The 22130-nt window shown below is 43.9% G+C and carries 20 protein-coding genes; 10 read left to right on the plus strand and 10 right to left on the minus strand.

The features are described 5' to 3' along the window. Nucleotides 1-58: 58 nt before the first annotated feature. The gene (locus FKN05_RS08310) at nucleotides 59-523 is read right to left on the minus strand and encodes a TetR family transcriptional regulator (protein ID WP_170887276.1); all 465 of its coding nucleotides are present in this window, start codon (nucleotides 521-523) and stop codon (nucleotides 59-61) included. 319 nt (nucleotides 524-842) lie between these two features. Here FKN05_RS08310 and FKN05_RS08315 point away from each other — a divergent pair, with 319 nt between their 5' ends. Then, complete coding sequence (locus FKN05_RS08315) at nucleotides 843-1145, plus strand: YfcZ/YiiS family protein (protein ID WP_099610880.1); 303 nt, start codon at nucleotides 843-845, stop codon at nucleotides 1143-1145. Between the two features lie 114 nt (nucleotides 1146-1259). Then, complete coding sequence (locus FKN05_RS08320; RefSeq protein ID WP_099610881.1) at nucleotides 1260-1859, plus strand: hypothetical protein; 600 nt, start codon at nucleotides 1260-1262, stop codon at nucleotides 1857-1859. A 16-nt stretch (nucleotides 1860-1875) separates the two neighbouring features. On the opposite strand, the gene FKN05_RS08325 is transcribed toward FKN05_RS08320, so the two are convergent. Further along, a complete protein-coding gene (locus FKN05_RS08325; RefSeq protein ID WP_099610882.1) occupies nucleotides 1876-2487 on the minus strand; it encodes an AraC family transcriptional regulator in 612 nt (203 codons plus the stop codon). 179 nt (nucleotides 2488-2666) lie between these two features. Here FKN05_RS08325 and FKN05_RS08330 point away from each other — a divergent pair, with 179 nt between their 5' ends. Beyond that, nucleotides 2667-3773 carry a 1-acyl-sn-glycerol-3-phosphate acyltransferase gene (locus tag FKN05_RS08330; protein WP_170887277.1) on the plus strand — a complete coding sequence of 369 codons (1107 nt, stop codon included), beginning with the start codon at nucleotides 2667-2669 and terminating at the stop codon, nucleotides 3771-3773. Nucleotides 3774-3852: 79 nt separating this feature from the next. Here the strand turns inward: FKN05_RS08330 and FKN05_RS08335 are convergent, their stop codons facing one another. Then, nucleotides 3853-5673, minus strand: a complete 1821-nt coding sequence (locus tag FKN05_RS08335; RefSeq protein WP_170887278.1) for a hybrid-cluster NAD(P)-dependent oxidoreductase — start codon at nucleotides 5671-5673, stop codon at nucleotides 3853-3855. 237 nt (nucleotides 5674-5910) lie between these two features. Here FKN05_RS08335 and pyrC point away from each other — a divergent pair, with 237 nt between their 5' ends. Further along, entirely contained in the window at nucleotides 5911-6939 is a 1029-nt protein-coding gene (gene pyrC, locus FKN05_RS08340) for a dihydroorotase (protein ID WP_099610885.1), read from the plus strand. A gap of 16 nt (nucleotides 6940-6955) precedes the next feature. Here the strand turns inward: pyrC and FKN05_RS08345 are convergent, their stop codons facing one another. Beyond that, a complete protein-coding gene (locus FKN05_RS08345; protein ID WP_170887279.1) occupies nucleotides 6956-7753 on the minus strand; it encodes an AraC family transcriptional regulator in 798 nt (265 codons plus the stop codon). 96 nt (nucleotides 7754-7849) lie between these two features. Here FKN05_RS08345 and FKN05_RS08350 point away from each other — a divergent pair, with 96 nt between their 5' ends. From FKN05_RS08350 to FKN05_RS08360, 3 genes are all read left to right on the plus strand, one after another. Continuing rightward, nucleotides 7850-8752: a DMT family transporter gene (locus tag FKN05_RS08350; protein WP_161428240.1), complete on the plus strand. Its 903-nt coding sequence runs from the start codon at nucleotides 7850-7852 to the stop codon at nucleotides 8750-8752. 298 nt (nucleotides 8753-9050) lie between these two features. Beyond that, nucleotides 9051-9815 carry a DeoR/GlpR family transcriptional regulator gene (locus FKN05_RS08355; protein WP_099610888.1) on the plus strand — a complete coding sequence of 255 codons (765 nt, stop codon included), beginning with the start codon at nucleotides 9051-9053 and terminating at the stop codon, nucleotides 9813-9815. Nucleotides 9816-9966: 151 nt separating this feature from the next. Further along, a complete protein-coding gene (locus FKN05_RS08360; protein WP_170887280.1) occupies nucleotides 9967-10218 on the plus strand; it encodes a hypothetical protein in 252 nt (83 codons plus the stop codon). A gap of 325 nt (nucleotides 10219-10543) precedes the next feature. Here the strand turns inward: FKN05_RS08360 and malG are convergent, their stop codons facing one another. From malG to malE, 3 genes are all read right to left on the minus strand, one after another. Next, complete coding sequence (gene malG / locus FKN05_RS08365) at nucleotides 10544-11434, minus strand: maltose ABC transporter permease MalG (protein ID WP_161428242.1); 891 nt, start codon at nucleotides 11432-11434, stop codon at nucleotides 10544-10546. A gap of 15 nt (nucleotides 11435-11449) precedes the next feature. Then, nucleotides 11450-13024, minus strand: coding sequence for a maltose ABC transporter permease MalF (gene malF, locus FKN05_RS08370; protein ID WP_170887281.1), 1575 nt, complete (start codon nucleotides 13022-13024; stop codon nucleotides 11450-11452). Nucleotides 13025-13115: 91 nt separating this feature from the next. Next, on the minus strand, nucleotides 13116-14297 hold the full coding sequence (malE, locus tag FKN05_RS08375; RefSeq protein WP_099610892.1) for a maltose/maltodextrin ABC transporter substrate-binding protein MalE: 1182 nt from the start codon (nucleotides 14295-14297) through the stop codon (nucleotides 13116-13118). Nucleotides 14298-15008: 711 nt separating this feature from the next. Between malE and malK the strand changes: the two genes are divergently transcribed. After that, nucleotides 15009-16130: a maltose/maltodextrin ABC transporter ATP-binding protein MalK gene (gene malK / locus FKN05_RS08380; RefSeq protein WP_099610894.1), complete on the plus strand. Its 1122-nt coding sequence runs from the start codon at nucleotides 15009-15011 to the stop codon at nucleotides 16128-16130. A 166-nt stretch (nucleotides 16131-16296) separates the two neighbouring features. After that, nucleotides 16297-16824, plus strand: coding sequence for a spermidine N1-acetyltransferase (speG, locus tag FKN05_RS08385; RefSeq protein WP_099610895.1), 528 nt, complete (start codon nucleotides 16297-16299; stop codon nucleotides 16822-16824). Nucleotides 16825-16950: 126 nt separating this feature from the next. Here speG and FKN05_RS08390 read toward each other — a convergent pair whose 3' ends face one another. The 3 genes from FKN05_RS08390 to FKN05_RS08400 all read right to left on the minus strand — a co-directional run bounded on the left by FKN05_RS08390 (nucleotide 16951) and on the right by FKN05_RS08400 (nucleotide 20640). Then, entirely contained in the window at nucleotides 16951-18606 is a 1656-nt protein-coding gene (locus tag FKN05_RS08390) for a dihydroxyacetone kinase subunit DhaK (RefSeq protein WP_170887282.1), read from the minus strand. A 396-nt stretch (nucleotides 18607-19002) separates the two neighbouring features. Further along, nucleotides 19003-19644, minus strand: coding sequence for a dihydroxyacetone kinase subunit DhaL (gene dhaL / locus FKN05_RS08395; protein WP_099610897.1), 642 nt, complete (start codon nucleotides 19642-19644; stop codon nucleotides 19003-19005). A gap of 3 nt (nucleotides 19645-19647) precedes the next feature. After that, a complete protein-coding gene (locus FKN05_RS08400; RefSeq protein WP_170887283.1) occupies nucleotides 19648-20640 on the minus strand; it encodes a dihydroxyacetone kinase subunit DhaK in 993 nt (330 codons plus the stop codon). Nucleotides 20641-20985: 345 nt separating this feature from the next. On the opposite strand from FKN05_RS08400, the gene FKN05_RS08405 reads away from it, so the two are divergent. After that, on the plus strand, nucleotides 20986-22071 hold the full coding sequence (locus FKN05_RS08405) for a glycerol dehydrogenase (protein ID WP_170887284.1): 1086 nt from the start codon (nucleotides 20986-20988) through the stop codon (nucleotides 22069-22071). Nucleotides 22072-22130 lie beyond the last annotated feature (59 nt).

Genomic DNA, 22130 nt, shown 5'->3' on the forward strand with positions numbered 1-22130 from the left:
ATCGCCCCCATTCGAGCCCAAAAGCGAAGCATCCGAGCAGACTTGATTTATCTGTGGTTTATTGACTCATCACCACTAACGATTTACCCAGCAACCACTCAACTTGTTGCTCACTTCCAGCCCCGAATTTCTCTTGCACGAGCTTATAAAGACGTTCAATCGCTAATTGCGAAAAGGTTTCAGCACGCTCTGCCGCCACCACATGGTGAAAAATCAAACGAAGAATGGATAAAAACCGCTCATTTTCTTGTAAGGCGCGTAACCAACTATGAGTAAAAGCCTCGCTTCCTTGTTCGAATTCTAAATCTTGTAGCAATAAGTTAAAAATAGGCCCATCAAGCGCTAATGCGAAATCCGTTTTTTTAGGAAAATGATGACTAATTCCCGTCCTAGAGACGCCGGTTTGCTGGCTCAATGTTGTATAAGACATTTTGTCATACCCCAATCTTAATAATTGATCGATGACAGCGTCCATAATTATCTGGATAGTGATCTCTGTGTCTTCTTTACTACGTTTTGGCATGATTTAGACTCTTCTATAACAGTATTAGTATCTCTTTCAACCGGCGGTAACTCATCATTCGCAATAATTTTAGGTATCAAAAGAATCATCTTATAATCCCTTGAGCAAGACAATGAAACACCTGTCATTCTGACAAAATACTGGCACATTGTGTGAAAATTCTTAGATATGAGTCACAACCCTTCTCTATTTCACTCACCAAATAGCTAGCCGTTAACGCTAGGCTTAATTTCAGCTCATGGCTTAGTAAGGTGATTGAGTTGGCATCCTCGGTTCAAGAGAGGTAAAATAACCTTATATTTTGAAAGAGGATAAAGAGATGAGTGATCGATGCTACGTAGAAAATGAAGTCTGTGAAGCATGTGGTGTAGCGGGAGAAATGGGCTTTATCATTAAAGAAGGTGATGAAGTTGCCGAAGTCACTGTTATTGCAGATAACCCAACACTTCTGCAACAGGAATTAGATAAATATATTCAGTTAGCTAAGGAAGTGTGCAGCCATGTTGAGCACCAAGTGCTACCTATGGCTGATGACGCAAAAGAGTTGCATGCTCGGTTTAAATTTGAAGTCAGCGCAGAAAAACTGATCTTTGAACTTAAATCTCGCTCTCTAGCACGCTAAACCGTATCAGAAAGTGAGCGCACCCACGCTCACTTTTTCCCTTAAGACGCCCCATTAAATGAGTAATACAATGACGGGCATACACGGCCCCAACGGATACTGAGAGAACAGATCATGCCACGCTGGTTAATGTACATACTAAGCTTACTCTGCTCTTTTTCTTTGGTCGCGGCCCCTCTTGATCAATACCAAATCCTGAACCATTTAGATAACTATGGCAATTTGAATTTACGTAATAAACCCTATACTCAACTTCCAGAAGGTTTAACGCTGAAAGGCAATCTAAATATTGCTCAAACCGCGATCCGAACGCTCTCATCAGGGTTGACGATTCAAGGTAGTTTAGAGGCATCGAATAGCCAACTGGCACGTATTCCTAAAGGCACTTTTATTCGGGGATATGCTAATTTACTCGGTACACAAATCACTCAGTGGCCAGCAGGAGTAAACGTTGGCGGTTACTTAAACCTCACCGATACACCATTAGTACGTTTACCGCCAAGGCTGACCGTCAAAGGAGACTTAAGCGTGGTACGAACCCCGTTAGAAGCATTACCAAATGGGCTAATCGTACAGGGTGATCTGTATATTGGCGGGTCTAAGATTACTCGTTTTCCAGAGACGATGACCGTCAATGGCAATATTTTTTTAGGTGGCAATCAAATCCAACAATGGCCGACCAACTTAACGTTAGGCGGCGTGGTCGCGAGGTAGTTTTTCTATGAGAGAATTACCCTAAAGGGCCACCAAGAGTAAGCTGACATAACTGATAATATTGATCCAACTGGCCACTGAACAACTGATCAACAATCTCTTTTTCCTTCACACCAGAAAGACGACGCTTTAGCGCTTCTCGCACCAATAACACCACATGCTGCTCTTTACTTACGTGACCCGATTGCATCGGACACCACAAACTCAACGCTTGGCTTAAAGCGCTCATTTTTAGTTTGGGTTCAAAGTTCTGCACTTCATATTTCAAGACCTGATGTAAATGAGGGTACACTGCATCTGTGCTTGAATTTTCTCGCAGGCGATGAATCACCGCCAAGCTGAGGTCACTATGTCTGATCACTCCCGCTTGACGAGGGAAGCTATCGGGTAACCGGACAGAAAAATCAACCTTAGTGATTTGCGTGTTAGGGAAGAACGTCAGCGCCGACAAGCAATCTAAAGGAATCCAAAGTGCTTGATGGGCTTCAATCGCGTATTCTTGCTTACCCAGCTTAAAGAGTACTAACCCTTGATTAACCTGTATCAAGCTATGTTTAATCGCACGTTTTCGCGCCGTCACTTGCAAATAAGGGAACGTGCAAGTTTCTGACTGAATAGCGTAGTTCATGGTTTGCCTCATCTCATTAGAGGGCGCTAAGAGTAACGCTTCTCGATAAAAAAGCCAACTGAACTGAACCTTACCAGCCCGATTCTGGTCTGACCTTATAAATTCTGTGCGAACAGTAGCTGCGACAGTTTACTAGTATGCGTAGAATAAGCCCGATTTATTATTTGATGTACAAAACTATGACTTCAACCAACGATCCATATTTCGATATTCGTCCTTATAATGACGAGGAAATTCCTGCCGCCATTGACCGTTTGATCAATGACGAAGAGTTTATTGCCGCGATTTTGCAACACCGCTTTGCGCGCCAACCTGCCTGGCTCAAACCTCTAATAGGGCCACTCGTAAAAATTTATCTTAAATTGAAGTGGGCCAAGCTTACCTCCGTGGAAGCGATTCAACTGGAAGTGAAAAAGTATCTTGATCAGACATTAGCGCACACGACTCAAGGAGTCACCTACAGTGGGTTAGATAAGCTAGACAAGAACACCTCGTATTTGTTTATCTCTAACCACCGTGATATTGCGATGGATCCCGCACTGGTCAATTATGGTCTGCATCAATATGGTCACCGAACGGTACGCATTGCCATTGGCGATAATTTACTCAAAAAACCCTGTGCGACCGAATTAATGCGGCTGAACAAAAGTTTTATTGTCAAACGTTCCGCGAAAGGTCCACGAGAAATGATGAAGGCACTCAGTACCTTATCAGCTTACATCAAATATTCTCTCGATACGGGCAACTCGATCTGGATTGCTCAAAAAGAGGGACGCGCAAAAGATGGTAACGACTTTACAGACCCTGCCATTTTAAAAATGTTTCACGTTGAGGGACGTAAACAAAAAATTGAGTTTGCCGACTATATTCAATCGTTAAAAATTGTACCAGTGTCCATTTCTTATGAAAATGACCCGTGTGATATAGCAAAAGCGCGTGAGTTATATGAAAAAGCGACCCTCGGTCAATATCAAAAGGGAGAGTTTGAAGATATAGAGAGCATTATTCGAGGCATTGTCGGCGATAAAGGGCGAGTGCATGTCGCTTTTGGTGATGTGATTAGTGAGCCCTTCAACACACCAGAATCATTAGCGGCTGAAATTGATCGACAAATTCACCATCACTATCGTCTTTATCCGATCAACTATCTTGCCGCACAAGTAGACCATGAAGGGATAACAACACAACATCAAGCACAATTAGCGGATAAATTACAACATTTACCTGACGGTGCGCATCGCTATTTACTCGATAGCTATGCCAACCCAGTGAAAAATAAGGCGTAACCGTCTATTCGCTGAAGCATCGACGAACGTTGACGCTTCAGCTGATCATGACCTCAAAATGAGGCTGTTATTTGACTACCTAATCGCTGACCACGTCGATATCCGTTTCTGGTATGCAGCAACAGGCCAACGCTTGTCCTTGATGCCGATCTTCTTCTTGTAATGCTGACACGTCTGGCTGAGAGACCTTGCCAGACGTCACTGTCACTTTGCATGCTCCACAAAACCCAGCTCGGCAAACATAAGGCATGATAACCCCTACTGCTTCGGCCTGTTCAAGTAAACTGCTTTGGTTATTACCTTGAAAAGTTTGACCATTAACACTAACTTGTACGGCTTGATACGATTTACTCACCGACTGCTTGGTACCAAAGACCTCCTGATGGTAGGCACTTTCTGGTAACCCCTGTTTTAGCAATAAATTTTTCGCTTTTTGCATAAAACCATCTGGGCCACAGACAAAAACCTGACGCTGTATCAGATTAGGCACTTGTTTAAGATGAGATAAGGATAGTCGCCCTTTTAAACCAAACCAATCTATCGGTGGCTGGGTTAAACAAATCATCATTTTGAAGCCTGGGTAAGTTCGCTTTAACTGCTCCAACTCTTCCCGTACAGGAATATCGTTCACTGTCCGACATTGATGATAAAACACCACATCTTTTAATTGGCCTTGATCGGCCAGATAACGAATCATCGACAACATGGGAGTCACCCCGCTGCCAGCTGAAAGTAATAACAGAGGCTGATACGACGGCTGAGGCTGTAAATAAAAATGCCCATTCGGTGATTGTGTTTCTAGTGTGTCTCCAAGGTGTAAATTATCCAATAACCAGTTGGAGACTAGCCCACCTTCAATACCTTTAACTGAAATGGCCAAACGGCCGGGGCGAGAAGGGCTAGAAGAGAGCGTATAACAGCGAGAAACCATTTCCCCATCCAACATGATGTCAATCGGTAAATGCTGACCGGGTAAATAATCGGGCATGGCCTGATCCGATTCCAACCAGAAGGTAACAAAATTATTGGCTATTGTTTCACGCTCTACGCAGGTCATTTGATAACGAGTCAATCGGTGATCGATATAGATTTCTTTCTTTTTGTATTCGAGCACTTCTATTTCATCGCCAACATGAATCATGCCTTCATTTTTGGCAATCAAGTTTTGACCGAAAAACACTCCACCCTGTTCATTGGCACGAAACTGAGCCAATGTGTGCAAAGGCTCTTTCGATGCCCGAAACGCGCCTTTCTTCACATCGACCGTTGTTAGAATGCAGCGTTCACAAGGTTTTACCGCTTCAAATTCTACTTCCCCAATTCGAATACGCTTCCAACCATCTTCAGCAAAAGGTTCGGTTCCAGAAACGACTAAATTGGTTCGAAACTGCTCCATACTGTGCGTTTCTGCGCTCCGGCGATTCAGTTCATCTAATGAGCCTTGGCTAATCACCAGCACAGGATAACCATCAGCAAAACTGACATTACTACCCACTTTTTCACGTATGCGATGAGATTGCTCTCCAGTGAACAACAACTCAACGCGTCGGCCCAATATATCACTAAACCAATCATTGGCTTCATCCGTGGTGGTATAAGCAGTAAAACGGTCTTTCCATACTTGAGCTTGAGCTGGTTGCATTTTAAATGTCTGGTAACACACCTTTAATGAGGGCCTATTGGGAGCTGAAAATATCAGACCATTCGGTGTCAATACCGAGCGAATGTTAACCATGGCGGGGTACTGTCTCGCTGTCACCATGCTGCCATCCGAGAAAGCCAACATAAAGCGACGATCAAACATCAAACCTTGTTTTTCAACCCAAGCACTGGAAAGAGACAATCCACCAATCGACTTTACGGGATAGAGCAAAATTTGTGCAAGCAGCGTTGACGACATTACGATTCCTTATTCATTATTATTCTCTACACTGGCTATACTAAAACAAATAAAGCAAGATTCAATCGTCCTCAAATGTTCACAAAGCCCCTTTCAGCCGACTTTTCTTTCAAGAAAAAGATGATATTGTGCCGCTTTTGCTCTATCATCCGGTCGCTTAAACGGAAGCGTTTGCGTGATATCAAACGGTTGAGTTTAGGCTCCAATCATTCAACTTATCCATGGTGGGAGCAATTTATGACAACACTTACGATCACTCGCCCTGACGATTGGCATGTCCATCTACGTGATGGCGAGGTTCTAATCGATACAGTACGCGATATTAGCCGTTATAACGGGCGCGCCTTGATAATGCCTAATACCGTCCCACCCGTCACCACCACAGAAATGGCGCTGGCTTATCGTGAGCGGATTATGGCAGCAAAACCTCAGGCGCATTTTGAACCCTTAATGACGCTTTATTTAACAGACAACACCTCTGTTGACGAAATCCGTAACGCCAAAGCCTCAGGAGCGATTGTCGCCGCAAAACTCTATCCAGCAGGTGCAACCACCAATTCAGATTCCGGTGTTACCGACCCGAAAAATATTTACCCGGTTTTGCAAGCGATGCAAGAAGAAGGGCTACTACTCTTGATCCATGGAGAAGTGACCACGCACGATGTCGATATCTTTGACCGAGAAAAAACCTTTTTAGAAACCGTGTTAGCCCCGATCGTGCAAGATTTTCCACAATTAAAGATTGTGTTAGAACACATTACCACCGCCGAAGCCGTTAACTTTGTCCAACATGCGGGTGACAATCTCGCAGCGACCATCACCGCACATCACTTACTCTTTAACCGTAACCACATGTTAGTTGGGGGTATTCGCCCGCATTTTTATTGCTTACCGATCCTCAAACGTGCCACTCACCAAGATGCGTTGATTGCCGCCGCCACCTCCGGTAATAAGAAATTTTTCTTAGGTACCGACTCAGCTCCTCACGCAAAAGGCAATAAAGAAGCCGCTTGCGGTTGCGCAGGCTCTTACACCGCACATGCCGCTTTAGAACTTTATGCAGAAGTCTTTGAACAGGCAGGAAAGCTGGAAAATTTAGTCGCATTTGCTTGCCATAACGGGCCTGATTTTTATGGGTTACCACGTAATAGTGATACTGTCACACTCACTAAACAAGCGTGGGATGTGCCGGCCTCTTTGCCATTTGGGAAAGAGATTGTCACCCCAATCCGCGCCGGCGAAGCTGTGCAGTGGATGGTTAAATAACTCGTTTAAAATCCTATCAACAAAGCGATAATACACGATTTTTATATTGCTCCGGTGTCTGGCCGGAGTATTTTTTAAACATCGCAATAAATGGACTGGCTTGGTTATAGCCTAGTGTTAATGCCACCTCTTTGACTGACTGTCCGTGGCGCAGTAGTTCCATCGAATAAAGGTAACGCACACGTAATCGCCACTCGGTAAAACTCATTCCCAATTCGGCTTGACAATAACGAGCAAGGGTACGCTCGGTGGTATGAATCCGCTGTGCCCATTCTGATAAGTTCGTTTCATCGGTTGGATTTTCTTCAATCGCCTGCAATATCGGGGCTAAATATTTATGATCACTGGTCGGTAAAAAATGGTGCTGTGTTTCTTGAGTCGCCAACTGATCTAATAACACTTGCACCAAACGTTTATCCTTAACATTATCGGCAACACTTACTTCTCGCTGACGAAAGTCATCAATAATTGCTGACACAATCGGTGTAACTTTAATTAAGCTGGTTTTATTAGGAAAGGCATGTGTCATATCGGTGGCAATATTGAGAGAGCAATACTCCAATGGTCGACGGTTATAACTTTTATGACGAATACCAGCCGGAACCCAAATTGCTAAATGTGGCGGTGCGAGAAAACGTGTATCTTCCGCTTCCATTTCTAAGATGCCACCCGAAATGAGTTGTACTTGCCCCCAATGATGGCTGTGCTCTCGTGTTTCGGTATTAGAAAGAAAGGCTTCAAAGTTCATAAATACATCGGATGGTGCGTGTTCGATTGATAATGAGGGGTGAAGGTTTCTTGCTGGCTTTATCAAACTTGTCTTCCTATCGCTCAAGGTGTCTTTTTAAAGATATATATAATTATATAGACCTGTCACACTACCGCCAATACTTAACTGGCGATAAAAACGATGATTTATTTACTTCCTTTATTTACGGTGCTGATTTGGGGAGGCAACTCCATTGTCAATAAAATGGCCGCGAGCGTCATAGAACCCAGCGCAATGAGTTTTTATCGCTGGTTTATTGCCGTGCTCATTTTAAGTCCATTTTGTTTACCCAAGGTGTATCAACAGCGCCATCTGATCAAACCTTATTTACCCAAACTTGCCGGTTTAGCGCTACTAGGGATGGTACTCAATCAATCACTAGGCTACTACGCGGGATTAACAACGACGGCCTCTAATATGTCGTTAATCACCTCTCTCGTTCCGCTGCTGAGTGTCTTTATTAGTGTCCCTTTGTTGCATAAATCAATTTCTGGATTAAGCATTGCGGGCGGTATCATTTCATTTATTGGTTTAGCTTTAATGCTTGGACAAGGCGATATGCTATTTTTCCTTCATCAACCCATCACTCAAGGCGATGGCTTAATGGTACTTGCCGCAATCGTTTACGCATTTTACTGCGTATTACTCAAACGCTGGAAAATGCCTTTTAACAGTTGGATCCTGATCTACTTACAAGGGGTATGTGCCGTGATTATGCTAACGCCACTCTGGTTAACCAGTGAGCGTTTACTTCCAACCGAAGGCTCTCTATTTCTCATGGCGTATGCCGGCATTGCCGCCTCATTGCTTGCGCCTTGGATGTGGATAAAAGCAATCAATGCCATTGGGGCCGACTCTTCAGCAATGTTCATGAATTTATTACCCGTCGTCGCTCTTACACTAGCCGCCACCTTGCTTGGAGAACAAATCCATCATTACCACTTGTTCGGTGGCTTAATGGTCATTAGTGGGGTGATTTTATCGCAATTAAAAACTCGCCGAACAATGGCATTAAAACCGATAGAAAAAGCGCCATCGCTCTGATATTCACTGACCGCTCAATGTTCGTTTTTCATAAAACGAGCATTGAGCGAATGAATTCATTGAATTTTATTGAGTAAACCGTACACTTATACGCTCAAATGACTTCAAACATTTATACCCAAACAACTTAGAGTTGTAGCTAGGCGGCAAGTAAGTAAATCCCCATCAGCATAGACAGGCTATGTGATTGGGATGAACGAACATAGCCAACACCCCTACAGCTTCAAGTAGGAAGGATATATTTAGATGAAAATTGAAATTTCTTAGGTATAGCACCTCAACGTATAAGGATATGCTAGTGAAAGCGGTTCAACGCCATCAAGAAATTATTGAACTTGTTCAAACTCAAGGTTTTGTGAGTACAGAAGAATTGGTTGAACGGTTTGATGTCAGCCCACAAACCATCCGCCGCGATCTTAATGAATTAGCTGATGCCAATAAATTACGGCGTAATCATGGTGGCGCTACGATCGCGACCAGTTCTGAAAATTCGTCGTATCATACACGCCAAGTCACCTTGCAAACAGAAAAAGAAACCATCGCCGCCGCTTTAGCCAAACATATTCCAGACGGTGCCACCCTCTTTATTGACATTGGCACCACCCCAGAGGCGATCGCGAGAGCATTAATGATAGAACACCATCATTTACGCATTGTGACCAATAATATCAATGTTGCAACCATCCTCATGAATAAGCCTGATTTTAGTATTATTCTTGCCGGTGGCGAAGTGCGCAATAAAGATGGTGGCGTTACCGGTGAAGCGACTTTAGATTTTATTTCTCAGTTTCGTCTCGATTTCGGTATTTTGGGGATCAGTGGTATCGATTACGATGGCTCTCTGCTTGACTTTGATTACCATGAAGTCCGAGTGAAACGCGCCATTATTGAGAATAGCCGTTGTGTTTATCTCGGTGTTGATCATAGTAAATTTGGTCGCAATGCGATGGTTAAACTCGGCACTCTCGCTGATATCGATTTGGTGATTACCGATCAACCGCCACCAAAAGAGATCGAGTCTTTCGCCCAAGAACATGAGGTCACCATACAAGTGGCACTGTAATGCAATAGAGTGGTTTGACGGCCAATGCTACGCTGGGTGGAGTGGTCAATAATAATCCGCTACCGCTCAGTGAAACGGCATATTTTTATTGTCATGGAAGGTTCATTTTTCTTTGCTGTAATATCTACATCATCAGTCAGAGAAAACATGCATGACCTTAACGCTCAAACAAATCACATTAAGTGAATCAACACTTACGAATGCGAAAGCGGTGGAATATCAATGGGTTCGTTCTCTCTATGTCGAAGGCTATCACCCTGATGATATTAATCATTACATAAAAACGTGTTTTGGCGGCGATGATACGTTTGCCGACCTCTTCCGTCGAGTTGCACTACAGCAAGAGAGTTTATATGTTTTACTCCAGTACGTCGGATGTGCACCTTCAAATCGTGAATTTTAGCTTCGCTCGCTGATCATAATCAATTAGATCTGACTCGCATTATCCTAACCCGTCACTTTCCTCTTGGCGCGTAAGCTTTATCCTACTCCCTGTGTTTTCAATTTCTTAAGCGATCATCACACTTAGAGACCAAACGAGCATAAAAAAACCTGAGCATGGCTCAGGTTCCGGTTACAAAAACTGTTAGTCATTTAACTAGTAAGGAATAGAGCTAACAGCCAGCTATGCGTAACGCCAGAAGCTTGTGCACTCTTAACTGATCGGCGGCCAAACCAAAAGTGTTAAGAGAGAACAAATGGGCGACCTTATGGCCGCCCTATTTTTATTATCCTTTCACGCCGCCAGCGGTAAGTCCTCCGACAAGCCAACGTTGTGCAAGTAAAAATACGGCCGTGATTGGTAATGCTGACAGCACGGCTGCGGCGGCAAAGTCTCCCCACAGATAGTTTTGCGGGTAAAGATATTGCTGCATACCAACGGCAAGTGTGTATGATTCTACATCAGAAAGCAGTAATGATGCTACCGGAACTTCACCCACCACCATAATAAATGACAGAATAAAGACCACAGCCAAAATAGGCACTGATAGAGGCAACAAAACTAATCTAAAGGCTTGCCAAGGTGTCGCACCATCCAGTGCTGCGGCTTCTTCTAACGAATTATCAATCGTTTCGAAATAACCTTTGATTGTCCATACGTGCAGAGCAATACCGCCAAGATAAGCAAAGATCAAACCACCGTGAGTATTTAGCCCTAAAAATGGAATGTATTGCCCAAGCTTATCAAACAGTGCATAGATGGCCACTAAAGCCAGTACTGCTGGGAACATTTGGAAAATCATCATCGCTTTTAAGATAGTGTCTTTACCTTTAAAACGCATACGAGCAAAGGCATATGCGGATGTCGTGGATAAACAGACGATAAAAATGGATGAAATCGAAGCCACTTTTACTGAGTTCCACAGCCAAGTCAAGACAGGAAATGGCGGTGGTGTGACGGTGCCATCAGCATTCGTCACCGCAATGCCCAACGCCAGTTTCCAATGCTCCAGTGATGGTCTTTCTGGAATCAGGCTGCCTGTCGCAAAGTTACCTTCACGAAAAGAGATAGCAATGACCATTAACAATGGGAAAATAATCAATGCTAAGAATGCCCATAACGCGAGATGTGAAGCCCAAACGCGATATTTGAGCGATTTTCCTTGAACCATAGCCATATTCGTCGCTCCTATTTAGTTCTGAGATACTTTGGTAAAACGTAAGTTGAGTAATGCTAATGCTCCCACCAGTAAGAAAATGAGCGTTGCAATCGCACTGGCTAAGCCAAAGTCCTGACCACCTGCACCTTCAAACGCAATACGGTATGTATAGCTAACTAACAAGTCGGTATAACCGGCAGGCTCTGAAGTACCAATCATGTTTGGACCACCACCAGTTAACAATTGAATCATGACAAAGTTATTAAAGTTAAAAGCAAAACTGGCAATCAATAATGGCGTTAATGGTTTAATCATTAACGGTAGAGTGATACGGGTAAAGTTCTGTACAAAGTTGGCTCCATCAATGGCTGACGCTTCATAAAGATCGTCAGGAATCGCTTTCAGTAACCCCATACATAAAATCATCATATAAGGGAAACCAAGCCAAGTATTGACGATAAGCACCATACATTTCGCTAGGAAAGGATCAGAAAACCAAGCTGGGCTCAGGCCAAACAAGCCTTGTAATACCATATTGATTTCACCAAAGCTTTGGTTAAACAAGCCCTTAAAGATCAATATCGAAATAAAGGCTGGAACCGCATAAGGAAGGATCAGCAGCACTCGGTAAATAGCACGACCTTTTAAAGCTTCCCACTGCACGACACTGGCCAGAATTAAACCGATGATCAAGGTAAAAGCAACAGATAATACAGAAAACACCACGGTCCAGATGAAAATACTAATAAACGGCTCTTTAATACCATCATCTTTCCAGACACGCTCAAAGTTGTGCGAACCAATGGAGACAATAAACCCTGGAGAAACATTATTTCCAACAAATTGGCCTTGCTCATCAATAGCTTGGTAAAAGCCGACATCCATATTAGGACGAAGCAATTCACCCGTTCTATTATTAAGCAGTGTTTCTCCATCGTCTTGTAAGGTATACAACGGAACCACTGCAGCAAACTGCCGTAATCCACTCATTCGAATATCTGCACCGGACGGAAAGTGAAGATCAATCGTCGATAATAAACTACGATATCCAACGATGGTTTTAATCGGCTCAGGCTCACCTATCACCTTATCGACAGGCTCAAGATCGAGCTCTGAAGGAACATTGCCTGATAAGGTAAAACTCTCTGTGGTATATAAGGTGTCACCATCTTTAATGACAATCTGATATCCATCATCCGTGTGATGTAATGTGAAAGGATAACTTTCACCACTTTGATAAGCTTGGCTCAGTAGCACCGTTTGCGCTCTTTCAAAAGAAAGCTGATTTTTGGCGCTGTAGTTAGTAAACGCTAAGTTTACTGTGTAAGCGAGTGGAAACAGGATAAATAGAATCATCCCTGCCACACCTGGATAAATATAACGATGTGCGTAAGTTCTCTTACTGCCAAAAATATATAAAGCTAATACCGTAAGAAGCATGGTAAGCAATGCAAACGCAAGCTCACCGCGAGAATACATTAAAATCGTTGCGTAGCCATTCACGATACCTACTGCGCCTAAAACGGCCCATTTAATAAAGGCACCCTTGCTGACTGGTCGTGTCTTGGCTGAAACTGGCATCGCCTTTGTATCTTGAATTGACTGCATATGACAACCTGCTAGCGAATTAAAAACTGGGAAAGTAAGGAGAGGTTACCCCCTCCTCAAAAATTAACACGATATGAATGACGCTTAAGGTTTAGCGAGTCATTTGTTTTTCAGCATCAGCAAGCGCTGCGTCTACTGTTTGACGGCCATCCACAACATTGATGATTGCGCTCTTCGCCGCACCCCAGAATGCGTTCATTTGTGGGATATTTGGCATGATTTCGCCGTTCATTGCGTTATCCATCGTCGCAGCAATGCGCGCATCAGAATCGAGTTCACGTTGGAAAGAATTTAGAGCTACAGCGCCTAATGGTTTATCATTATCCACCATGCGTAGACCTTCATTGGTCAATAAGTAATTCTCTAAGAATTCAACGGCTAAGTCGCGGTTTGGTGAAGCGGTACTGATACCAGCCGTTAGTACGCCAACAAACGGTTTAGATGACTTACCGTTAAATTTAGGCAATGTAGTCACACCATAGTTAATGCCTGAACGTTCAATGTTATTCCAAGACCAAGGGCCATTGATCGTCATCGCGGTGTTACCTTTGTTGAACTCCGCTTCAGAAACAGAATAGTCCATATCAGCTGAAATCACGCCTTTATCGACTAAACCTTTCACAAAGTTCATGGCATCTTTTACACCTTTTTTAGCGATTCCGGCATCTTTAATGTCATAGCCGCCACCTGTATATTTAAAGGCATAACCCCCATCAGCAGCCATGATTGGCCAAGTGAAGTACGGTTCTTTTAGATTCCACATGATGGCTGATTTACCCTGTTTTTTCAGCTTAGCATCAAGTTCAGCCACTTCTTCCCAACTTTTTGGTGGGTTAGGTACAAGATCTTTATTGTAAATAAGAGAAAGCGATTCAACAGCAACAGGGTAACCAATAACTTTGCCATTATATTTCACTGCATCCCATGCAAAATCGACGATACCTTCTTGAATACGTTGTGAAGGTTTAATTTCTGCTAGCAAACCGGCTTCTGCGTAACCACCAAAACGGTCATGAGCCCAAAACACGATATCTGGACCATCGCCTGTTGCTGCTGTTTGTGGGAAACGATCTTGCAGACCATCAGGGTGAGCAACCGTCACCTTAATGCCTGTATCCGCTTCAAATTTTTTACCTACTTCAGCAAGACCATTATAACCTTTGTCACCATTGATCCAGATTGTCAGTTGTCCTTCTTGAATAGCAGCGTTTGCACCAAATGAGCCAAGCGCAACCAAAGTACTTAGCGCGACAGTGCTTAGGGCATTTTTCATATTCATATCCTTTTATTTGTGTTGTAGGGCTCACCGAATCGAGGTTATGCCATATTTCGCCATATATCATCGGTAAAAAATGGTGTGACCTCATCCTCCTCCTTTCTACGCCCTCGCTATTATGACCTATTTTCGTGATCTACATCCTCTACAGTTGGCGATGTAGATCACAAAAAAAATACCGACTGTGATCAAGTTCAACTTTACCTGATTAAATAATTTGAACTGGATCTAACTTAGTGTTTTTCAAGCCGCCACCCCTCCTCCTTTACTACTCCCCCTGCAAAAAAAATGCTTAGGAGGATGTGATTCCCCTTGGCTTTAGAGAAACTAAGCACATCCAAGAGTGGATGGTAAGAACCCTTTCCAGTATTCAAAATGGTACTGGCTTGCATTGCCAAATTGGTTTGCTGTCATAAATTGAGTGTTCGTGGTAATTATTGTACGGGGGAGACGCTCATTCATGTCGGGGGAGGCAAGCTAATTCTTGGCTTTGATGGGTGATGCTTTCTATAAACCTTTTGTTTATGGACATCACCCTTTCTTTTCTTACTCACACGTTAAAGGTAACTCAGCGTAGCCGCTGAATCGCGTGCATTACCATGAGAAATGATTCACCTTAACAAAAATTCCTACTGTTATTGCCTGTGACATAATTCATATAATGATAGGCAGTAATCAATAAAAAAATCTTGATCGAGGACGAGCTAGATGGCGAATGTCACGTTAAAAAATGTATGTAAAGCTTATGGCGATGTATTAGTTTCTAAAAATGTTGATTTAGAAATTAAAGAAGGCGAATTCGTCGTATTCGTCGGCCCATCAGGCTGCGGTAAATCAACATTGCTACGTTGTATTGCTGGTCTGGAAGACATTACCTCCGGTGATCTATATATCGGAGAGCAACGAATGAATGATGTTGAACCGTCTAAACGTGGTGTTGGTATGGTATTCCAATCTTATGCACTTTATCCACACCTTAACTTACATGACAACATGTCTTTTGGATTAAAATTGGCCAAGGCCAACAAAGAAGAGATCAGTAAACGTGTCAAACACGCGGCAGATATTTTACAACTTAGCCACCTACTAGATCGTCAACCTAAGGCATTGTCTGGTGGGCAGCGTCAGCGTGTCGCTATTGGCCGGACCTTAGTCTCACAACCGAATGTTTTTCTACTTGACGAACCGTTATCCAACCTCGACGCCGCTCTACGCGTTCAGATGCGTTCTGAAATTACCAAACTACAACGCAAACTGGGTTGTACGATGATCTACGTCACCCATGACCAAGTTGAAGCCATGACCATGGCAGATAAAATCGTCGTGCTCGATGCTGGGTTTGTTTCACAAATAGGCAAACCACTGGAATTATACCATTACCCACAAAATCGTTTTGTTGCAGGTTTCATCGGTTCCCCCAAAATGAACTTTATGAGTGTAACGATTGAAGAAGCTGAAAAAGATCAAGTTAAAGTCAAACTGTCTAATGGATTTACCTTCTGGATTCCTGTCGATGGCACCACGGTCGAAAAAGGCTCTCGGATGTCATTGGGCGTTCGACCTGAGCATTTATTAAAAGCTGAAGATGGCGATGCACAGATTGAAGGTAAGGTGATGATTGTCGAAAAGCTGGGTAATGAAACCCAAGTGTATATGAATGTAAAAGGTTCAGATTCAGATATTATCTACCGCCAACCCGATACCTTAGATATCGAAGTCGGGGATAGCTTAACCATTGGTTTACCTGCGCATCGCTGCCACTTATTCCATAGTGATGGCCGTGGTTGCCAACGTCTACATCAAGAGAAAGGCGTGGTCATTTCTCGCTAAACATATTATTAGCACCCGCATACTGCCTCCCCCTCGACGAACATAGTCAGGGGGATATTTCATTCACGGATCATCAATACAACAAACAAAATCTGAGACACCACTCGCCAAACGACACCATCCGCAGTAAAGTAATCTCTCCAAAACAAGAATAATATGAGGCTTTATGAAACATCAATTAGCGCTTAGAGCTTTAGAGCGCGGCGATTTACGCTTTATCCATAACCTTAATAATAACCGCAATATCATGTCCTACTGGTTTGAAGAACCGTACGAATCTTTTGATGAACTAGAGGAATTGTATAATAAACATATTCATGACAACGCTGAACGACGCTTTGTGGTTGAGAATGCAGAGAAAGCGTTGATCGGTTTAGTTGAATTAATCGAAATTAACTACATTCACCGCAGTGCCGAGTTTCAAATTATCATCACCCCAGAACACCAAGGAAAAGGCTACGCGCAAACCTTAATTCATCGGGCGCTGGATTACTCTTTTACCATTCTCAATTTGCACAAAATTTATCTGCACGTCTCTATTGAAAACGATAAAGCCATTCACTTATATAGAAAATGCGGTTTTATTGAAGAAGGTCATTTAGTGCAAGAGTTTTTCATTAACGGCAGTTACCGCGATGTCAAACGGATGTATATCCTACAAAGTGACTATCTGGAAAAAATCAAACAAGACTAAAACTCCCCATAGATATCATTCATCATCAAAGACATCATGGAAGCAAAAGAAATTTTCTTTGCTTCACAACCAAAACCACCGGCTTGGCCGGTGGTTTATATTAAGCAGCGTTGCGACTTAACATAATTAACGATTCAATCGGGCAAGCGCTGCAAAAACGCTTTCGACCGCAACCGCGCCTGGGTCTTTAACGCCGCTTAAACTGTCGCTGGCTAAATAAGACGAGCGACCAGCATTGGCTTTGTCCATTAACGCGGTGGAAGCACAGCCTTGCTCTGCAGCGTGCGCCGCTTCTGTTAAGCTTTGTCCTGCCACTAACGCTTCCAGGGCAGGTTGTAGTGCATCGATCATGGTTCTATCACCCAGCTCAGCACCGCCGTATTGTTTCATTTTATTTAATCCCGCCACGAATGCACTCGCCAGGGGTTGCCCTTCGCTCATCTGTTGCCCTGCCGCGGTAAAGAAAATCGACAATAACACGCCGCTTGAACCGCCCATCACGGTGGCAAGACGCTCACCCACCACACCTAATAACTTATCGACTTGCGCGAAAGGCAATTGATTAGCTTGGCTTTCACGATAGATTTGTCGGGCTCCAGCAGCAAACGTGGAACCGGTATCGCCATCGCCGACTAAGCTATCTAACCGATTTAGCTCACCTTCATTATCGATCAAGGTACGGCAAATACAGTTAACGATCATTTGATGCTCAGCATGCTCGGAGGCTTGATAGTGCAGTTGATCGGCTTGCTTTTCGACTACGCGGCGCGCAACTTCGTTAACCGCTAACGGGGTTGGCCAACTGCTGACCTCAGTTGGAGCCAATAATGCCGCTTCCAGCGGCGGATTTAAATGCAGTAGTGAGAGGGAAAAGCCTTTCATATCTAACGCCGTCATAAGAGGTGCAGGGCCGACTAAGTACTCGATTGTGGTCGCTAATGAAGAATGGCACAAATCACGCGTTAACAGGCTCATTTCAAGATTGGATACACCACCCAAGTTATTGAGTAGCACCGCGACTTTATCATCACCCGTTAACGGATAAGCGGCAAGCAGCTTTTCAATCATCATCGCCAGAATATCGCGGCTATTTTGCGTTGCTAAAACTGAGACTCCAGGTTCACCGTGGATACCCAACCCTAGCTCAGCATGACCGGGAGCGACTCGCTCACTATGCGTTTCACCCGGCAAATGACAGCTGGATAAGGCCACGCCAATACTAGCGGTGCGCTGAATCGCCATTTGCGCAGCTTCAGTGACGGCAGAAAGTGATTGACCTTGCTCCGCCATATAACCGGCAACTTTGTGCACAAATAAAGTGCCAGCCACACCACGAGGCTGCTTATTGTCGGGTAGAGCAATGTCATCACTAACCATTACCATCTCAACTTGATAACCGAGACGCTTGGCTTTTTCCGCCGCTAAACCAAAGTTTAACCGGTCGCCAGTGTAATTTTTAACAATCAACAGACAACCCGCTTCACCGGTCACTTGCACTATCGCATTAAACACTGCATCAACACTGGGTGAGGCAAACACATCGCCACATACCGCGGCAGTGAGCATGTTTTTCCCAACAAAACCAACGTGAGCGGGCTCATGACCAGAACCACCACCAGAAATAATCGCCACCTGACTTTTATCCCAATCACGACGAACCACGATGCGAATGTGCGGATCGATATCGAGTTGTTCTAGGTTTTGCCAAGGGCTGGTTAACACGGCCCCTTCAATCGCTTCATTTACTAATTGCTCTTTGTTATTCATCAAAAATTGAGTCATCACGTTATTCCTTGGATTACAAGTTAATCAACAGCTTTGATTGTGCGGATGACACTTCCGATCAGCAAAAAAAATCTCACGTTGCATAATGGAACGGTTTTGATTTACAGATTGGTTCATAATGAAACACGATTGACGACACCTCTCTTTAGATTGTGAGTTGAAACGATATCACGTGACCCTCAACTTCTTTCTATCGCCAAAAGTTGATGAACCCCACGAACGACTTAGCTTAGTCACGTTCACGACAAATAGAACATACACGATAAATGAAAAAATACCCCAAGTGCTGGGGTACTGTGGAGCGTATGAATAGAAAGACAAAGCAGCCAATAGCTGCGCTGCTTTATTCAAATAGAAGATCAAGAAAAGTCGTGTGATTAAGAAAAAAAAGAATTAAGCGGCAGAAAGATGCTCAAACGCTTGATATAAACTGGCGATGATCACTCGGCTTGATTCAATCCCAGGATCTAAATAACCACAACTCTGTTCGCCTAAATACGCCGCCCTGCCTCGTTTAGCTGGCCAGGGAATAGAATCATGAGCCACTTGCTGACAGGCATGGTTCAGTGCTGCTAAGCTCTGTGCCATGGTATGCTGGCGAGCCACGCTCCGCTGTAACGTTTCTGCGGCGACATACCAGATGTCATACAGTGTTTTATCTTGGTATTGTACATAGCCTCGGATTTTAATCCCTTGCTGCCCCGTTATTAAGGCTCGGTTGAGATCCTCAACGCTCAGGGTCATTTTCCCCTCGACACTACAGGCTGCACGTTGGAACAGCGTATAGTACAAAGGTCCACTCGCTCCCCCCACACCAGAAAGAAATACAAAGCCCAAATTTTGCAATAAATGCGCGATACTCATATCAGATAAACTTGGTAGCTTACTGATTAATAAAGTACAACCACGCTGAATATTCACCCCATGATCGGCATCACCAATTTCTGCATCCAATTGATTCAGATACTCGCTATGCTGTAATAAATTTTGACTCAGTAATTGTAACCAGTGATACACCATCGCTTGGGTGAGCATGGTTTATTTCCCCCATTGCCAGTAGGAAGTATCCACCGGCGCTTGCCAACAAGATAAAGCGAGATCATCAAGGGCGAATAAAGTCACAGAAAAAGCATTGGGATGCGCACCACGGCATACAGTCTGAGCGACACAATCGACAATCGTCACCTCACTCTGGCTAAATTGTTGCATCACTCGCTGGCAAATCTCGCTTAATTGCGGTTCACTTTGTTCACTCAACCCATTGAGTAAGAGTAAATAACGTGGCTGATTAATCGTCGCAGCAGTAACAAATTGCTGCTGCCATTGATAAGTCACATGCGACCAATGAATTTGTAATCGAGGTCGTATACACGCATTCAGTAACACATGCACCATCTGTTGCAACACCTCAGAAAATGTTCCTGAGGTTAGCTGCATAATACCTTGTTCATTGTGCAGGCCGACGCCAATTTTGATCTGGTCAATCCGTTGATCTGGCTTGGGGGATGGCTGGCCCTCAAAACCGACACTGATGGTATGACATTGTGCCGTCCATTGCCGCGCTTGTTCAGTTAACTCACTCAGTTGCTGCTGACCAGACCAACTCGAATCAGCGAGCTGTAGGCTGTAAGCGCCAAGCAATTTTTGCAACATAACAATCCCTGCAAGCCCTTTGCCACCCATCGAGCAGTGAGCTGGCAAAGGCGCACAATCATCATCCACTAGACAAAAATCAACCAAATACCCTTGTTCGGCTAACCATTCGGTTGCCATTTGAAAATTCAGCACATCACCGGTGTGGTTTTTCACTAAAAATAAGATCGGCGTAGAAGATGGGAAATGTGTTTTGACATGCTCCGTGATTTGTAATGCAGATGGCGCAGTAAAATGCTCACCAATGCACGCAGCCGCTAGCATACCTCGGCCAACAAACTCACTGTGTAATGGCTCGTGACCTTGCCCACCACCGCTGATGAGCGCAACAGGCGAAGGAGAGTAACTCAAAAAGTGGTCATCAAATACATTATACACGAGTATCACTCCACACTATTTTTAGTTTTAGCCAAAAACTTTATCACGAGCGGTAAATTAAGCAATTGAACATTCACAAGTTTCATAATGAAACAGCTCGTAGCCAATAAAAGTTTCATCATGAAACGGTCATTAGCTAAATTGTGAGCTATCTCTTTTTTGCTGGCTTAATGTCACTCAAAGCATGATGAAATGTGAAACAAGGTTTTTATTGAACATCCGGTTGGCAAAACTAATTGCCAAAGCACAATGAACACCTTACTACTGAAAACAGCACAGGATTAATCTGCTTCAAACGATATGTTCACCATATTCATGCAATAAACAATACTAAGGATCAATAACGTGGAAAAAATTTTAATCTCACCCAGCAAATACATTCAAGGTAAAGGCGCTATTCATCAGGTGGCTCGCCATGTCACAGGCTTTGGACAGCGAGCTTTCGCTATCACCGATCCTATGGTGTTACCGATGGTTGAAGATAGTCTAGTAACTCAGTTTGCTGGCTTAGACATGCATCTCAACTTATCGCCTTTCCATGGTCAATGTAGCCGTAATGAAATTGAGCGCTTAGTTCAGGTCGCCAAAGAGGATCAGGCGCAAGTGATTATGGGCATCGGTGGCGGCAAGGCACTGGATACTGCGAAAAGTGTCGCTTACTACTTAGACTTACCGGTGGTGATTATCCCAACTATCGCCTCAACCGATGCGCCAACCAGCTCACTGGCGGTGATCTACACCGAACAAGGCGAGTTTAGCGAGTATTTATTCTTCCCTGCAAATCCTAATATGGTGTTAGTCGATAGCGAAATCGTTGCCAAAGCCCCAGTGCGTTTACTGGTTGCAGGCATGGGGGATGCACTCGCCACATACTTTGAAGCGCGGGCAACCATTGCCTCCGGTAAAGCAACAATGGCAGGGGGCCTCGCCACCAAAGCCGCTTTTGCGATTGCTCAAGCCTGTTATCAAACGCTCATGGAAGATGGTTACAGCGCAATGATGGCCGGCAAACAAGGCCTTGTTACCCCCGCATTAGAAAATATCATTGAAGCGAATACGTATTTAAGTGGCATTGGTTTTGAAAGCTGCGGATTAGCTGCTGCACACGCGATTCACAATGGTTTGACGGTACTAGAAGAGTGTCATCACCTCTATCACGGTGAAAAAGTCGCCTTCAGTACTTTGGTGCAATTGGTACTAGAAAATGCACCTAAAGAAGAGTTCGCTGAAGTTCTAGATTTCTGTCGCCAGGTAGGTTTGCCAACCAATTTACACGAGATGGGCGTGACGACCATCGACCTACAGCAAATAATGGCCGTATCTGAAATGGCCTGCGCTGAAGGCGAAACCATCCATAACATGCCATTCCCAGTAAGTGCCGATCAAGTCTATGCGGCGATACTCACCACTCATGCTTTAACTACCGCGTAATCGTATTATTTATCCCCCAATCTGATTGGGGGATTCGTTTTTTAGCCATCTTCTTGTTA

Source organism: Vibrio sp. 1-1(7) (assembly GCF_013048485.1).
GTDB classification, from domain to species: domain Bacteria; phylum Pseudomonadota; class Gammaproteobacteria; order Enterobacterales; family Vibrionaceae; genus Vibrio; species Vibrio fujianensis.

What these genes read in the sequence shown, in the direction of transcription:
- FKN05_RS08350 (WP_161428240.1), top strand. Translation starts at nt 7,850, where the DNA reads ATGATTTATTTACTTCCTTTATTTACGGTGCTGATTTGGGGAGGCAAC.
- malE (WP_099610892.1), bottom strand. Translation starts at nt 14,297, where the DNA reads ATGAAAAATGCCCTAAGCACTGTCGCGCTAAGTACTTTGGTTGCGCTT.
- FKN05_RS08310 (WP_170887276.1), bottom strand. Translation starts at nt 523, where the DNA reads ATGCCAAAACGTAGTAAAGAAGACACAGAGATCACTATCCAGATAATT.
- FKN05_RS08320 (WP_099610881.1), top strand. Translation starts at nt 1,260, where the DNA reads ATGCCACGCTGGTTAATGTACATACTAAGCTTACTCTGCTCTTTTTCT.
- FKN05_RS08330 (WP_170887277.1), top strand. Translation starts at nt 2,667, where the DNA reads ATGACTTCAACCAACGATCCATATTTCGATATTCGTCCTTATAATGAC.
- FKN05_RS08335 (WP_170887278.1), bottom strand. Translation starts at nt 5,673, where the DNA reads ATGTCGTCAACGCTGCTTGCACAAATTTTGCTCTATCCCGTAAAGTCG.
- FKN05_RS08325 (WP_099610882.1), bottom strand. Translation starts at nt 2,487, where the DNA reads ATGAACTACGCTATTCAGTCAGAAACTTGCACGTTCCCTTATTTGCAA.
- malF (WP_170887281.1), bottom strand. Translation starts at nt 13,024, where the DNA reads ATGCAGTCAATTCAAGATACAAAGGCGATGCCAGTTTCAGCCAAGACA.
- pyrC (WP_099610885.1), top strand. Translation starts at nt 5,911, where the DNA reads ATGACAACACTTACGATCACTCGCCCTGACGATTGGCATGTCCATCTA.
- FKN05_RS08390 (WP_170887282.1), bottom strand. Translation starts at nt 18,606, where the DNA reads ATGACTCAATTTTTGATGAATAACAAAGAGCAATTAGTAAATGAAGCG.
- speG (WP_099610895.1), top strand. Translation starts at nt 16,297, where the DNA reads ATGAAACATCAATTAGCGCTTAGAGCTTTAGAGCGCGGCGATTTACGC.
- malG (WP_161428242.1), bottom strand. Translation starts at nt 11,434, where the DNA reads ATGGCTATGGTTCAAGGAAAATCGCTCAAATATCGCGTTTGGGCTTCA.
- FKN05_RS08315 (WP_099610880.1), top strand. Translation starts at nt 843, where the DNA reads ATGAGTGATCGATGCTACGTAGAAAATGAAGTCTGTGAAGCATGTGGT.
- malK (WP_099610894.1), top strand. Translation starts at nt 15,009, where the DNA reads ATGGCGAATGTCACGTTAAAAAATGTATGTAAAGCTTATGGCGATGTA.
- dhaL (WP_099610897.1), bottom strand. Translation starts at nt 19,644, where the DNA reads ATGCTCACCCAAGCGATGGTGTATCACTGGTTACAATTACTGAGTCAA.
- FKN05_RS08360 (WP_170887280.1), top strand. Translation starts at nt 9,967, where the DNA reads ATGACCTTAACGCTCAAACAAATCACATTAAGTGAATCAACACTTACG.